The sequence below is a fragment of the Amycolatopsis kentuckyensis genome (assembly GCF_041679295.1).
GTDB lineage: Bacteria > Actinomycetota > Actinomycetes > Mycobacteriales > Pseudonocardiaceae > Amycolatopsis > Amycolatopsis kentuckyensis_A.
In genome coordinates this window covers 337,277-350,924 of record NZ_JBGDMD010000008.1, presented here as the reverse complement: position 1 = coordinate 350,924, position 13,648 = coordinate 337,277, and the positions used below count along the sequence as shown (strand labels likewise).

Annotated in this window: 13 protein-coding genes; 7 read left to right on the top strand and 6 right to left on the bottom strand. The window is 71.0% G+C overall.

Annotation, left to right across the window (positions count from 1 at the left end; translation table 11 throughout):
* The first annotated feature begins 20 nt into the window (after positions 1 to 20).
* Entirely contained in the window at positions 21 to 692 is a 672-nt protein-coding gene (locus tag ACERZO_RS33615; protein WP_372669536.1) for a GntR family transcriptional regulator, read from the top strand.
* A 60-nt stretch (positions 693 to 752) separates the two neighbouring features.
* Here ACERZO_RS33615 and ACERZO_RS33610 read toward each other — a convergent pair whose 3' ends face one another.
* Complete coding sequence (locus ACERZO_RS33610) at positions 753 to 1,307, bottom strand: snapalysin family zinc-dependent metalloprotease (RefSeq protein WP_372669534.1); 555 nt, start codon at positions 1,305 to 1,307, stop codon at positions 753 to 755.
* Between the two features lie 114 nt (positions 1,308 to 1,421).
* Positions 1,422 to 1,916 (bottom strand): winged helix-turn-helix transcriptional regulator, encoded by a 495-nt coding sequence (locus ACERZO_RS33605; RefSeq protein ID WP_372669532.1) that lies wholly within the window; start codon positions 1,914 to 1,916, stop codon positions 1,422 to 1,424.
* 102 nt (positions 1,917 to 2,018) lie between these two features.
* Here ACERZO_RS33605 and ACERZO_RS33600 point away from each other — a divergent pair, with 102 nt between their 5' ends.
* The 3 genes from ACERZO_RS33600 (at position 2,019) to ACERZO_RS33590 (ending at position 4,626) form a co-directional block, all read left to right on the top strand.
* Positions 2,019 to 2,723 (top strand): SDR family oxidoreductase, encoded by a 705-nt coding sequence (locus tag ACERZO_RS33600; RefSeq protein WP_372669530.1) that lies wholly within the window; start codon positions 2,019 to 2,021, stop codon positions 2,721 to 2,723.
* 146 nt (positions 2,724 to 2,869) lie between these two features.
* Positions 2,870 to 3,928 (top strand): glycoside hydrolase family 75 protein, encoded by a 1,059-nt coding sequence (locus ACERZO_RS33595; protein ID WP_372669528.1) that lies wholly within the window; start codon positions 2,870 to 2,872, stop codon positions 3,926 to 3,928.
* A 134-nt stretch (positions 3,929 to 4,062) separates the two neighbouring features.
* Complete coding sequence (locus ACERZO_RS33590; RefSeq protein WP_372669767.1) at positions 4,063 to 4,626, top strand: TetR/AcrR family transcriptional regulator; 564 nt, start codon at positions 4,063 to 4,065, stop codon at positions 4,624 to 4,626.
* A gap of 14 nt (positions 4,627 to 4,640) precedes the next feature.
* On the opposite strand, the gene ACERZO_RS33585 is transcribed toward ACERZO_RS33590, so the two are convergent.
* A complete protein-coding gene (locus ACERZO_RS33585) occupies positions 4,641 to 5,342 on the bottom strand; it encodes a VOC family protein (protein ID WP_372669526.1) in 702 nt (233 codons plus the stop codon).
* Between the two features lie 150 nt (positions 5,343 to 5,492).
* Here ACERZO_RS33585 and ACERZO_RS33580 point away from each other — a divergent pair, with 150 nt between their 5' ends.
* The 3 genes from ACERZO_RS33580 (at position 5,493) to ACERZO_RS33570 (ending at position 9,681) form a co-directional block, all read left to right on the top strand.
* Complete coding sequence (locus tag ACERZO_RS33580; protein WP_372669524.1) at positions 5,493 to 6,656, top strand: cytochrome P450; 1,164 nt, start codon at positions 5,493 to 5,495, stop codon at positions 6,654 to 6,656.
* A 77-nt stretch (positions 6,657 to 6,733) separates the two neighbouring features.
* Positions 6,734 to 7,081: an effector-associated constant component EACC1 gene (locus ACERZO_RS33575; RefSeq protein ID WP_372669523.1), complete on the top strand. Its 348-nt coding sequence runs from the start codon at positions 6,734 to 6,736 to the stop codon at positions 7,079 to 7,081.
* Positions 7,078 to 9,681 carry a caspase family protein gene (locus ACERZO_RS33570; protein WP_372669521.1) on the top strand — a complete coding sequence of 868 codons (2,604 nt, stop codon included), beginning with the start codon at positions 7,078 to 7,080 and terminating at the stop codon, positions 9,679 to 9,681. The genes ACERZO_RS33575 and ACERZO_RS33570 overlap by 4 nt, the downstream gene beginning before the upstream one ends.
* A gap of 7 nt (positions 9,682 to 9,688) precedes the next feature.
* Here the strand turns inward: ACERZO_RS33570 and ACERZO_RS33565 are convergent, their stop codons facing one another.
* From ACERZO_RS33565 to ACERZO_RS33555, 3 genes are read right to left on the bottom strand one after another with little or no spacing between them, the layout of a single operon-like run.
* On the bottom strand, positions 9,689 to 10,570 hold the full coding sequence (locus ACERZO_RS33565; RefSeq protein ID WP_372669519.1) for a phosphotransferase family protein: 882 nt from the start codon (positions 10,568 to 10,570) through the stop codon (positions 9,689 to 9,691).
* A 16-nt stretch (positions 10,571 to 10,586) separates the two neighbouring features.
* Entirely contained in the window at positions 10,587 to 11,378 is a 792-nt protein-coding gene (locus tag ACERZO_RS33560) for a siderophore-interacting protein (RefSeq protein WP_372669518.1), read from the bottom strand.
* Positions 11,375 to 13,648, bottom strand: coding sequence for an ATP-binding cassette domain-containing protein (locus tag ACERZO_RS33555; protein WP_372669516.1), 2,274 nt, complete (start codon positions 13,646 to 13,648; stop codon positions 11,375 to 11,377). The genes ACERZO_RS33560 and ACERZO_RS33555 overlap by 4 nt, the downstream gene beginning before the upstream one ends.

Genomic DNA, 13,648 nt, shown 5'->3' with positions numbered 1-13,648 from the left:
ACGACACGAGGGGAGCCAGAGTGGCCGCCGGACGAAGGCTCGAAGCCCTGCCGAGCAGGCAGGTGCTCGCCGACGGCGTCTACGAGCAGATCCGGGCGCTGATCATGAACGACGGCATCGAGCCCGGCGCGCGCGTCAACATCGACGAGATCGCGCGCGAGCTGGGCGTGTCGGGCACGCCGGTGCGCGAGGCGCTGGCGCGCCTGGAGTCCGAGGAGCTGGTCAGCCGGCTGCCGCTGCGCGGGTACCGGGTGACAGAACTGCTCGACCGCAAGGAAGTCGACGACATGTACGCGCTGCGCCTGCTGCTGGAGCCGCCGTCGGCGGCCCTGGCGGCGGCGGCGATGTCGGACGCGAACGTGGCTTTGCTCGAAGCCGAGCTGGCGACGTGTCCGCCCGCCCCGGCCGAAGACGCCTACAGCGACTACAAGGCATTGACCGCGCACGACCAGCGGCTGCACGAGCTGATCCTGCGCCTGGCCGGCAACGCGGCGGTCGAGCAGGCGTTCGCGCGGACCCACTGCCACCTGCACTTCTTCCGGCTGAACTACAACCAGCCGTTCGGCGAGCAGACGATCACCGAGCACCGGGTGATCGTGGACGCGCTGGTGGCGGGGAACGCGGCGGCGGCGCGCAGGGCGATGACCGACCACCTGGAAGTGGCGCGGGACCGCCTGCTGTCGCGGCTCTGACGCACGAAGGCCGCACCGGGCGTACCCGGTGCGGCCTCCCCCGACGACGTCAGACTCCGGTCACTTGACCGGCATGGTCACTTCGTAGACGCGGGTCGGCGCCTTGCGCGCGCCGGTGAAGCCGTTGGCCCACAGGGATTCCACCTGCGAGGACTCCTCCGAGTTCGGGTTCGCGTTGGTGCACGACGGGCCGGGGCCGCCGCCCGACATCAGCTCCGAGCACGGACCCTCGTAGTGGTCCGGCAGGCCCAGCGCGTGGCCGGTCTCGTGCGCCGCGATGCGGGTCTGGTTGTACTGCTCGGCCTGCGTGTAGTCGATGAAGATCGTGCCGCTGCCGTGGCCGTCGGTCTGGGCGTACGAGCCCCGCGGGTCGTTGCCTTCGGTGTAGTGCAGGGACGCGCCCGAGGAGCTCTCCTGGAGCTTGACGTTCGACACCGCCGCGTTCCAGTTGGCCGCGCCCGCGTTGATCACGTCGCGGAAGGTCGGGGCGTCCGAGGTGTCGTAGTAGACGATCGTGGCCGCTTCCGGCGCCGCCATCGCGGGCGCGGCGGTCAGCGGGGTCGCGATCATCGCCAGTGCGACGGCGGCACCGGGCAGCAGGTACTTCCGGGACATCGGGACGACTCCTTGCCGTGGGGAATTTGCCGGGTTTGCGCGCGCTGGGTGTCGAACTTACAAAGTCGTGCGGCTCTTGTGACCCGACTTTCGTACTGCAAGGAAAATGGTGATTTACCAACCGACGGGGTCTGCCAGCGGAATCTCACCCTTGGACAGCCATGAGCCGCGCCACGCCAGATCGTCCCTGACCAGCGGTTTTCCGCACGCGTCGCACTTCTCACCCGGCCGGGTCAACTCGCCGCAGGCGCAGTGGACCAGCTGCATCGGGCCGTACGCGCTTTCCGACGAAGTGTGGGCGTCGCCCCACGCGCCGAGGGCGTGCAGCACCGGCAACGCGTCCGAGCCGGCCTTCGTGAGGCGGTACTCGTACCGCGTCCGGCCGCCGTCGCGGTAGGGGAGCTTGGTGAGCAGGCCGCGCTCGACGAGCTTCGCCAGCCGCGTCGTCAGGACGTTGTCGGCGATGCCGAGCTGGGTGCGGAAGTCCTCGAACCGGGTGGTGCCCGCGGTCGCGTTGCGCAGGATCAGCAGCGTCCACGGCTCGGCGAGGACGTCGGCGGCGCGGGCGATCGGGCAGGAGTTGTCCTCGAAGGTGATGCGGCGGCTCATGACTGTGACCTCTCCTACCTGGCTTGCTCCGAGCAAGTCTACGCCGTACAGTCGGCCGTAGCTAGCTTGCAACGAGCAAGCCAGGTGCGAGAGGAGCTCGTCATGGAGATCACGGGTGCGGTGGCGCTGGTCACCGGAGCCAACCGGGGACTCGGCCGGCAGTTCGCCGCCGCCCTCCTCGCGCGTGGTGCGGCGAAGGTCTACGCCGCCGCGCGCAACCCCGAGTCCGTCGACCTGCCGGGCGTGGTGCCGCTCCGCCTCGACGTCACGGACCCCGCGTCGATCCGGGAGGCCGCCGCGCAGGCCGGGGACGTCACGCTGCTGGTCAACAACGCCGGTTCGTCCACCGGGTCGTCGCTGCTCGGCGGGTCGCTCGACGACATCAAGCTCGAGATGGACACGCACTACTTCGGCACGCTCGCCGTGACCCGCGAGTTCGCGCCGATCCTCGAGCGCAACGGCGGTGGCGCGGTCCTGAACGTGCTGTCGGTGCTGTCGTGGTTCACCTCGCCGCAGGTCGCCGCGTACTCCGCGGCGAAGGCGGCGGCCTGGTCGCTGACCAACGCGCTGCGCCTCGAGCTGGCGTCGCAGAAGACGCAGGTGACCGCGCTGCACGTCGGCTACATGGACACCGACATGGCCAAGCACGTCGACGGGCCGAAGATCGACCCGGCGGTCGTGGCCGGGCTCGCGCTCGACGGCGTCGAGCAGGGCCGCTTCGAGGTGCTCGCCGACGACGTCAGCCGCAACGTCCGGGCCGGGCTGTCGGGCGACCTCGCGGGGCTGTACCCGGCGCTCGCCTCCTGAGTCCACATCGGACGGTGTCGGCCGGCTGAACGGGTTCCCGCTGAACGAGAGCCCACCGGCCCGCAGAGGTCCGTCTTGACCGGGCCGGTGTGCCGACTTAGCGTTTTCCGACAGTAAGGAAACTTTCCTAACTGTCGGAGGTCCTCATGCACAGACCCCGGGCGATCGCCATGGCGATCGCGGCCGTCGGCGCCCTTCTGGTGGCGCCGGCAGCCGCGAACGCCGCGACAGTCACCTACGAAGCCGAGAACGCCACCATCTCCCAAGGCGCGGTCAACTCCGACCACGCCGGGTTCACCGGCACCGGATTCGTCAACTACGACAACGTGACCGGCTCGGCCGTCCAGTGGTCGGTGTCGGTCGCCACTGCCGGCAGCACGTCGCTGGGCTTCCGGTTCGCCAACGGCACGACGACCGCCCGGCCGATGACGATCGCCGTCGACGGCACGACCGTGGCGACGCCGTCGTTCGCCGGGACCGGTGCCTGGACGACGTGGGCCACCACGGCGGTGACCGCCACGCTGGCCGCGGGCACGCACACCGTCCGGGCCACGGCGACGACCGCGAACGGCGGCCCGAACGTCGACTCGCTGATCGTCGGCGATTCCGGGGGTGGCGGCGGTGCGCCGAGCGCGTCCGAGCTGCTTTCGAAGCTGACGGCGTGCAGCCAGATCTCGAGCGGCAAGTACAAGACGGATTCCGAGACGAGCCGGACGATCCCGGTCTGCGGGCTCTCCGACGCCGTCTTCTGGAAGGCCGACATGGACATCGACTGCGACGGCCAGCGGACGTCGCAGTGCAACGAGAACACCGACTGCTGCTTCCAGGCCGACACCGCGTTCCACCAGTCCGACGGGAAACCGCTGAACGCGGCCACGCTGCCGTACGTGGTCGTGCCGAGCCCGAGCAGCACGTGGGACTACCGGAAGTTCGGCATCGCGGGCGCCGGCGTGGTGGCCGTGATCTACAACAACCAGGTCACCTACGCCGTGGTCGGCGACACCGGGCCGACCGACATCATCGGCGAGGCGTCGTACGCGACGGCCAGTTCGCTGGGGATCAACCCCGACCCGTCGAACGGCGGAACCGATTCCGGCGTCACCTATCTGTTCTTCAAGAATTCCAAGGTGACCCCGATCGAGAGCCACGCCAACGCCGTGAGCACCGGGGAAGCGCTTGCGCGGCAGTTCGTGAACAACCACTGACCGTCCGTTCCGGGGTCCTTTCGGGGACCCCGGAACACGGGCGGCCCGCACCCGGGCGTATGAATGGCCGGGTGCCGGAGAGCGTCGAAGCCGGAAACGGCCGAACGAGGAACCGCTGGGGTGAGGGCGAACGGCTGCGCGGGGAGATCCTGGCGGCGGCCGCGCGGTTGCTGGCCGAGCTCGGCGGGGAAGACGGCCTGACGATCCGCGGCGTGGCACGCGCGGTCGGCATCGCCCCGGCCAGCATCTACCAGCATTTTTCCGACCGCGCGGAATTGGTGCGCGGCCTGTTGGAGCACGAATACGCGAGGCTCGCGGAATCGATGCGCGCGGCGGAGGAGACGCTCGGCGAAACCGACGTCGTCGGCCGCGTCCGGGCGCAGATTCACGCGTACTGCACGTTCGCGATGGAGAACCCGGGCCATTACCGCCTGATGCTCGCGAACGGAGCGTCCCGGGTCGAGCCGGGCGGCCCGGCGGAAGGCCCGCTGCTGGACGTGATCGATCGGCTGGCGGCGGGGTTCGAGAGGTGCGTCGAGGCGGGGCACGCGCTGCGGGTGACGCCGGGGCGGGCGGCGGCGGTGGTTTTCGTGGGTGCGCACGGGCGGGTCGCGTTGTTCCACAGCGTGCTGAACCGGACGGGGGCCGAGCTGGTGGAGCCGTTCGTGGACGAGCTGGTGTCGCTGGTGTTCGCCTGATCGCCGGTAGCCGGTCAGCCGGGCCGGACGCGGAACTCGTTGCCGTCCGGATCCGCCAGCACGACGGTGCCGTCGTCGCGGGTGTCGTGTCGAGCGGCGCCGAAGGAGATCAGCGCGTCGACCGCTGCCCGCTGGTCGCCGTCGGCCGGGAGCAGTTCGAAGCGCTGCCGGCTCGGCGCCACGGGCGTGCCGTCCCACACGTCCCAGGCGACTTTCGTGCCACCGCGCGGTGATTGGACCGCGGTCTGCTCGCCTCGGTCCCACACCAGCGGCCAGCCCAGCGCCTCGCTCCAGAAGAGGCCGGTCCGCCGGGTGCCGGCGCAGGTGAGCTCGCCCAGCGGGCCGCACCCGGCGAGGTAGCCGTTGCCGGGCTCGATCACGCAGAACTCGTAACCCGCCGGGTCGGCCAGGACGACGTGTCCCTCCTCGGGTCGCTGCCCGACGTCGACGTGGCGGCCGCCGAGCCGGACCGCCGTGGCCACGATGGTTCGCTGGTCGTCGAGGTCGGCGCTGGTCAGGTGCAGGTGCATCCGGTTCGCGCCGGTCCGGCCGGCGCGGCCCGGGACGAACCGCAGGCCGAGCTGGGTGTCCCCGCCGGGCAGCAGCACGCCGCCGGCGTCGTCGACGACCTCCCGGCCGAGCAGCTCGGCCCAGAAGCGGGCCGGTTCGGCGGGGTTTTCCGCCTCGTACGTCACCGCCAGCAGTCGTGAAGGCATCACCGGAACGTAGACATCGGCTTGTGGCGCGGCAACGCAATATCGAACCGGCGGAACCAGTGGCGAAGTCCCCGGAAGATGCTTAGCATAGCTATGTAAATTTCCGGCAGCTTCGGGAGGTATCCGGTGGACGGTGTGCCCGCGTTTCCGATGACCCGGCAGTGTCCCTTCGACCCGCCCGCCGAACTCGGCGAGCTGCCTCCGGTGTCGCGCGTCCGGTTGTGGAACGGCAGCACGCCGTGGCTGGTCACGCGCTATGACGACGTTCGCGCGGTGCTGCGCGACTCGCGGGTCAGCGCCGACTCCGACCGGCCCGGCTACCCGCACCAGAGCGCGGCTTCCGCGGCCCGGCGGCAGCGCGCGAAGTCCTTCATCACCATGGACGGTGCCGAGCACGCGGCCCAGCGGCGCCTGCTGACCGGCGACTTCCTGGTGAAGAAGATGGAGGCGCTGCGCCCGGCGATCCAGCGCATCGTCGACGCCCTGGTCGACGCCCTGCTGGCCGGCCCGAAACCCGTCGACCTCGTGACGGCGTTCGCCTTGCCGGTGCCGTCGCTGGTGATCTGCGAGCTGCTCGGCGTGCCCTACGAAGACCGGGCACTGTTCCAGGACATCACGAAGGTCATGGTGTCGACGAACGCGACACCCGCAGAGTCGGTGCGGGCGACCGAAGAACTGCTCGCGTACCTCGGCGGCTTGGTGGAGCGAAAGGCTTCTGCGCCGGGTGACGACGTCCTGAGCAAGCTGGCCGTCACCCAGTACGCGACCGGCCGCATGAGCGCGGAAGAGGTCGCGTCGATGGGCCAGCTGCTGCTCGTGGCGGGCCACGAGACGACGGCGAACATGATCGCGCTCGGCACGGTGGCGCTGCTGGAGCACCCTTCGCAACTCGAACTGGTCCGCACCGGCGACGCGGACCTGCTGCGCCGGGCGGTCGAGGAACTGTTGCGGTACTTGAACATCACGCACACCGGGCGTCGCCGGGTGGCGGTCGAGGACATCGAGGTCGGCGGCGAGCTGATCCGCGCGGGCGAGGGCCTCATCGCGGCGGGCGACGCGGCCAACCGCGACGGCGCGGTGTTCGCCGACCCGGACCGCCTGGACGTGACGCGCGAGGCTCGCCACCACGTCGCCTTCGGGTACGGCGTGCACCAGTGCCTCGGCCAGACGCTGGCCCGGGTGGAGCTGCAGGTGGTGTACGGGACGCTGTACCGGCGCATTCCGGGGCTGCGGCTCGCGGTTCCGGTGGAGGAACTGGCCTTCAAGGACGACATGCTGGTGTACGGGGTGCACTGCCTCCCGGTCACGTGGTGATGATCGCGCTGCGTGACGTCCCGTAACGGAAGTACCTCCCGGATCGACTTCCCTCGGAGCGGAAACGGGGGATCGGTGTGGACTTGCGACTCTCTTCGGACGACGACGCGGAGGTGCTGCGCTCGCTGTACCAGTGGTTGCGCGACGAACCCGAGCTGCGCGGCCGCGTCAAGCAGATCGACCGCCCGCCGGCGGCCGGTGAGATGGGTGCCGTCGCCGACGTGCTGATGGTGGCCCTCGGCAGCGGCGGGGCCGTCGGGGTCGTGGCGTCGTCGCTCAAGGTGTTCTTCGCGCAACCCCGCCGCTCCGACGTCGAGATCACCATCGAAACGCCCGACGGCCGGAAAGTCCGGGTGAACGCGAAGCGAGCCGCCGACCCCGAGGGGATCGTCCGAGAGGTGCTCGGCCGCGGTGACGACGCATGACCGGAGCCGGGCACCTGCTCCCCGATCCGAAACGGTCGCGGGTGGTGCTCGCCGGCAGCAGCCGGTACCGGGACCCCGGCCTCCCGGATCTGGACTCCGTGCGGAACAACCTCAGCGGCCTCGCCAGGGTGCTGCACGATCCGGAGGTGTGGGGGGTCGCCCCCGAGCACTGCAAGATCGTGCTCGATCCGGCGGAGCCCGGTGACCTGATCGACCCGGTTTCCGCCGCGGCGGAAGAAGCCACCGACATGCTGCTGGTCTACTACGCCGGCCACGGGCTCACCAACCGCGCGGGGGACCTGTACCTCACGGTCGCCAAGTCGGTTCCGGGCAAGCCGTACCTGCAGGTCCGGTACGACGACGTGCGCGAGCCGATCGTGGAGAGCCCGGCGACGCGGCGGATCATCATCCTGGACTGCTGCTACAGCGGCCGGGCGGCCGAGAAGACGCTGGGTGGCGACTCGCCCTACGCCGCCCAAGCGGAGGTCGACGGGTCCTTCGTGCTCACCGCCACGCCGGCCAACCGGCTCGCCCAGGCGCCCGCCGACCAGGACTACACCGCCTTCACCCACGAGATCATCGAGGTGCTGAAGGAAGGGCTGGTCGACGGCCCGCAGCTGATCAGCCTGAACGACCTCTACAACAACGTGCGGGCCCGGTTGCGGACCCGGGCGCGACCACAGCCGCAGGCGCGGGATCGCAACAACCTCGGCGCCCAGACGTCGTTCCGCAACAAGGCGTTCCGGCCCGACGCGGTGCGGCGGGACCTCAGCGCCGAGGAACGGGACGCGGAAAGCCAGGCCGCGCTCGAACGGGTGCGCACGGCTTGTTCCCGCGCGTCCGCCGATTTCCTGCGTCGCGAGCGGTTGCGCGACCACGACCGGCTCTACGTCCGGCGGCCGGTCGACCGGGACATCGAGTCGGCGATCGGCGCCCTCGCACCCGCCAACCTGAGGCACACCCGGCGGGCGAGCAAGGCGTTGTCCGGCGGGCTCGTCGACCGGGTCGCGCCCCCGCAGCTGATCGTGCTCAGCGACGCTCCCGGCGCCGGCAAGACGATGCTCGCCGTGCAGCTGTCCCGCTCGGCCACGCGGTTCGGCGCCGTGCTGCGGCGAGCCGGCGGTCCGGTGGCCGACGATCTCCGGTCCTTTTTGGACGCCTTCGGGCCGGACCACGGGCTGGCCGAACTGGTCGCGGCCCGGGTGCCGCTCGTGTACGTGGTCGACGGGCTGGAACGAGCCGACCACGTGGCGGACCAGAAGCAGGTCATCGACCTGTTCCGCTTCGTCGACCGGAAGCTCAACCGGCACGCCCGGCGCCACGGCCTCCTCGCGTTCCCGATCTCGGTGCTGCTGACGATCCGCGAGAACGACTGGGACCGGTGGTTCACCGTGCTCGAGGGACGGTCGATGGTGCCGTTCCGGCGGACGATCCCGGAGTTCACCCCCGCCGAACTCGACACCGCGATCACCCGCTACACCGCCGCCTACGACTACCGGTTGACCGGCGCCGTCCCGGCCGGGGCCCGGCGCACCCTCGCTCTGCCGGTCAACCTCCGGCTGCTGTCCGAGACCCACGAATACGAGGGGCAGGTCGACGCCGCCGAGGCGTTCGGCGAGCACCTGCTGGCCGGGTACGTGCGGAGCAAGAGCGAGTCGATCGTCCGGCTGCTGCCCTGGCTCGACGCCGAGCGGTTGAGCGGGATGCTCACCGGGCTCGCCATGGACCTGATGGACGTCCCGGAAGCGACGGCGCCGGTCGAGCAGGCCGTCGCGGTGCTGGCCAGGACCGGGCGGATCCCGAAGGCCGACGCGGTGAGCCTCCTGCGCCTGCTGATCGAAGACCGGATCCTGCTCCAGAACAGCCACGGGGTGCAGTTCGGCTACCCGGCGACGCTCGAGTACCTGATCGCCGCGGCCAGCGTGCGGCGGCTCAGCGAATCGGGCTCGATCGACTCGCTGGAGACCCTCACCTCGCTCGTCGCCGAATCCCCGGCCGTCTCGTCCGCGGCGGTCCGGTCGAACGTGGAGGCGATCGTCGCGACCGCGCGACCGGACGCCCGCCAGCTGGTGACCCGGCACTACGACACTTCCGCGGTCTACACCGGATCGGTGCTTTCGCAGCTGCGCTACGGGATTTCCCGCGGGAACAGCCCGTCGGAACCGGAGCTCGCCTCGATCTACGGCAGCCTGCGCACGCTGCGCGCGGAGGACGCCTGGAACGCGTTCTTCGTCGTCGCGGCGGTGAACAGCCGGCAGTCCGCGGACCGGATCGCCGAGGTCTTCGCGGTCGCCTGGGACACCAACCCGGCCCGGCCGGACCGGTGGAAGCTCTTGTCGAAGCTCCGGCAGCGCGGCTTGCTGTACCGGGACGAAGCCGTCGAGCGGGTGCTGCGCAGCAGTGAGCCGCGCGAATGGGAAACCCTGCTCGGCTGGGCCGGCCACGAGCCGGACCCGGCCCGGGCTTTCGAACGGCTGCTCGCGGCGGCGAACGGCGCGCTCGCCGGTCGGATCGGCCCCGGCCCCGAGTGGGACCAGACCCGTGGCCTGCTGAAGGTCCTGTCCGAAGGCCGGTCCTTCGTGGACGGGCAGGTTTTCTGAGCGCGTCTCACACCGCGCGCTGCAGGGCGTCGACGTGCCGGCCGAGGCGGGCCGAGAGGAACCTCGCCCGGTCGGCGTCGTCGACCTTGCGGGGCACCATCTCCACCAGCATGATCAGGTCGAGGTACACCCGATACAGCCCGAGCCGCGCCCACACCGGCATGCCGAACCGCACCGGGCCGCCCGCCGCTCGGTAGCCCTCGAGCAACCCCGGGTCGAGGTCGCGGAACAACCCCAAGGAGACGAACTCCGCCACCGGGTCGCCCCAGAACGCGCGCTCGGCGTCGACGATGCCCGACACGCGGCCGTCGTCGAGGAGGATGTTGCCGTCCCACAGGTCGAAGTGGACCAGCACCGGGGTTTCGACCAGCTCCAGCAGCGGCTCGTGCCGGCGGACCAGGTGCGCGATCTCCGCCGCCGGGCGCGGGAGGTGGACGCCGTAGCGGACGGCGTCGGCCAGGACCGCGTCCGCCATCGCCGTGAACGCCTTCGGCCACGTCGGGTGCAGGGGGTCCTGCGGGTAGCCGAAGCCGTCGCCGGTGACCGTGTGCAGCCCGGCCACCACCTCGCCGAGCTCCCGGTGCGGCCGCGGCCCGGCGGGGAGCTGGGACCACGGGACGCCCGGCAGCTCCGTCATCAGCAGGAACCCGGGCCCCGCCCCGACCACGGACGGCAGCGGCCCCGACGCGAGCCGGTAGTACTCCGCCTCCGTGGCCAGGAGGTCGTGTTCGTGGGTGAGCCCGGGGCCGGCCGGCGCGATCTTCAGCACCAGCCGCCGTCCGTCCGCGAGCTCCAGGCGGATCGCCGTGTTGTACGTTCCGCCGCCGATGTTCTCGGCCGTCACCACCGAAGCCGGGTCGATGCCCGATGCCGTCAGTTCCGCGCGCACCCGGCCGAGTCTGCCACTAGCCGCCCAGTTTTTCGCGCGCGTCGGCGAGGTCCTCGGCGGTCGGCGCGTCGTCCTGCGTCAACCGGCGCCGCCAGTAGCCGGTGAACTCGATGACGCTCTTGGCGAACCCCCGCTCGTTCACGAGGTGACGGCGCAGCGCCCGCACCATCCCGGCCTCGCCCGCGAGCCAAGCCGCCGACCCCGGGCCGAGAGCGGCGCCGCGGACGGCGTCGAGCAGCTTGGCCCCGTGCGGTGCGCCGTCCCGGTGCAGCCAGCAGACCGGCAGCGGCTGCTCCTCCGCCGCGTCCGCCACTTCGACGAACGCCACTGCGTTGTCCACTTCGGACAGTATGGTGGCGATGGCGGGCACCGCGGTCTCGTCTCCGGCCAGCAGCAGGGTGTCCGCTGTGGACAGTGGACGGCGGTACGCGGCGTCCGGGCCGTACCGGCCGAGGACGTCGCCGGGAGCCGCCGTCCGGGCCCACGCCGTCGCCGGGCCGTCGGTGTGACCGGAGTGCAGCACGAACTCGACGTCGATCGTGTCGCCGTCCCGCGAGCGGACGGTGTAGCTGCGCAGCACCGGCCGCTCGTCCTCGGGGATCGCGAGGAACGCCTGGTACCAGCGCATGACGTCGCCGTCGTCCGGCGGCAGCCGGACCGCCCGGCCCGGCGGCGGGAACAGGAGCTTGAGCTGCTGGTCGGGCCACGCTTCCAGCTCGCGCAACCCGTCGCCGGTGAACGTGACGCGCACGGTGCGCGGCGTCGGGCGCCGCACCGCCGTCACCTCGAGCAGGCCGGTCGGGTTCACGGCTTCCCCAGGTATTCGCGCAGGTGGCGGGCGGTCAGCGTCGAGGCGGTCTCGACGAGCGACGCCGGGGTCCCTTCGAAGACGACCCGGCCACCGTCGTGGCCGGCGCCGGGGCCGAGGTCGATCAGCCAGTCGGCGTGGGCCATCACGGCCTGGTGGTGCTCGATGACGATCACCGTGTTGCCCGCGTCGACGATCCGGTCGAGCAGCGCGAGCAGCTGGTCGACGTCGGCGAGGTGCAGCCCGGTCGTCGGCTCGTCGAGGATGTACGTCGACCCCCTCTCGGCCATCCGGATGGCCAGCTTGAGCCGTTGCCGCTCGCCGCCGGAGAGCGTGGTGAGCGGCTGCCCGAGCGTCAGGTAGCCGAGGCCGACGTCGGCGAGGCGGTCGAGGACGGTCCGCGCGTTGCCCGTGGTGAAGAACTCCCGCGCCTCGGCGACGGACATCGCGAGGACCTCGCTGATGTTCTTGCCCCGCAGTTCGAACGTGAGCACCTTGGGCGTGAACCGCTTGCCCTCGCACTCTTCGCAGACCGACGCGACGCCGGCCATCATCGCCAGGTCCGTGTAGATGACGCCGAGCCCCTTGCAGTGCGGGCAGGCACCTTCGGAGTTGGCGCTGAACAGGCTCGCCTTGACGCCGTTGGCCTTGGCGAACGCGGTGCGGATCGGGTCGAGCAGGCCGGTGTAGGTCGCCGGGTTGGACCGCCGGGAGCCGCGGATCGCCGACTGGTCGACCACGACGACGTCGTCGCGGTGGGACAGGGAGCCGTGGATCAGCGACGACTTCCCGGAGCCCGCCACGCCGGTGACGACGGTCAGGACGCCGAGCGGGACGTCGACGCTGACGTCCTTCAGGTTGTGGAGGCGAGCGCCGGTGATCGAGACGTGCCCGGTGGGCTTGCGGGGCTGCGCGCGCAAGGTGACGCGGTGGTCGAGGTGGCGGCCGGTGAGCGTGCCGGACGCGCGCAGGCCGTCGACGCTGCCCGTGTAGCAGAGCCGGCCGCCGTCGGTGCCCGCGCCGGGGCCGAGGTCGACGACGTGGTCGGCGATCCGGATCGTCTCCGGCTTGTGCTCGACGACGAGGATCGTGTTCCCTTTGTCCCGCAGGCACAACAGGAGGTTGTTCATCCGCTCGATGTCGTGCGGGTGCAGCCCGACGGTCGGCTCGTCGAAGACGTAGGTGACGTCGGTGAGGCTGGATCCGAGGTGGCGCACCATCTTCACGCGCTGCGCCTCGCCGCCCGAGAGCGTCGCGGATTCGCGGTCGAGGGAGAGGTAGCCGAGGCCGATCTCGACGAGCGAGTCGAGCGTGTCGCGCAGGTTGCCCAGCAGCGGCCGGATCGACGGCGCGTCGAGGCTCCGGACGAAGTCGGCGAGGTCGCTGATCTGCATCGCGGCGCAGTCGGCGATGTTCCTGCCGTCGATCTTGGCCGACAGCGCGGCCTGGTTCAGCCGGGCGCCACCGCAGTCGCCGCAGGTCTTGAAGGTGGCGGCCCGCTCGATGAACGCGCGCAGCTTCGGTTGCAGCGACTCGACGTCCTTGTGCAGGTAGAGCCGCCGGACCTTCACCGCCAGGCCTTCGTAGGTGACGTTGGTCTTGCCGACCTTCACCTTGCAGGAGTCCTTGTGCAGCAGGTCGTGGAGCTGCTCCGGCGTGAAGTCGCGGATCTTCGCGTCCGGGTCGTAGAAGCCGGAGGAGAGGTAGGTCTGCACGTACCAGGTGTCCGGCGTGAAGCCCGGCACCTGGATCGCGCCTTCGTTGAGGGAGAGGTCGAAGTCGAGCAGGGCGGCCACGTCGAGGTCGGAGACGCGGCCGAGGCCCTCGCAGGCCGGGCACATGCCCTCGGGCAGGTTGAAGCTGAACGCGCCGGACGTGCCGACGTGCGGTTCGCCGAGCCGCGAGAAGGCGATCCGCAGCATGGCGTAGGCGTCGGTCGCGGTGCCGACCGTGGAGCGCGAGTTGGCCCCCATCCGCTCCTGGTCGACGACGATGGCCGCGCTGAGGTTCTCCAGCAGGTCGACGTCCGGGCGCGAGAGGCTCGGCATGAACGACTGGAGGAAGGCGCTGTAGGTCTCGTTGATCAGCCGCTGCGACTCGGCCGCGATGGTGCCGAAGACCAGGGACGACTTGCCGGAGCCGGACACGCCCGTGAACACCGTGAGCCGGCGCTTCGGGATGTCCAGGTCGACGCCGGTCAGGTTGTTCTCCCGGGCCCCCCGGACCTCGATCACGTCGTGGGTGTCGGCGGCCCGCCTGGGTGAGGTCAT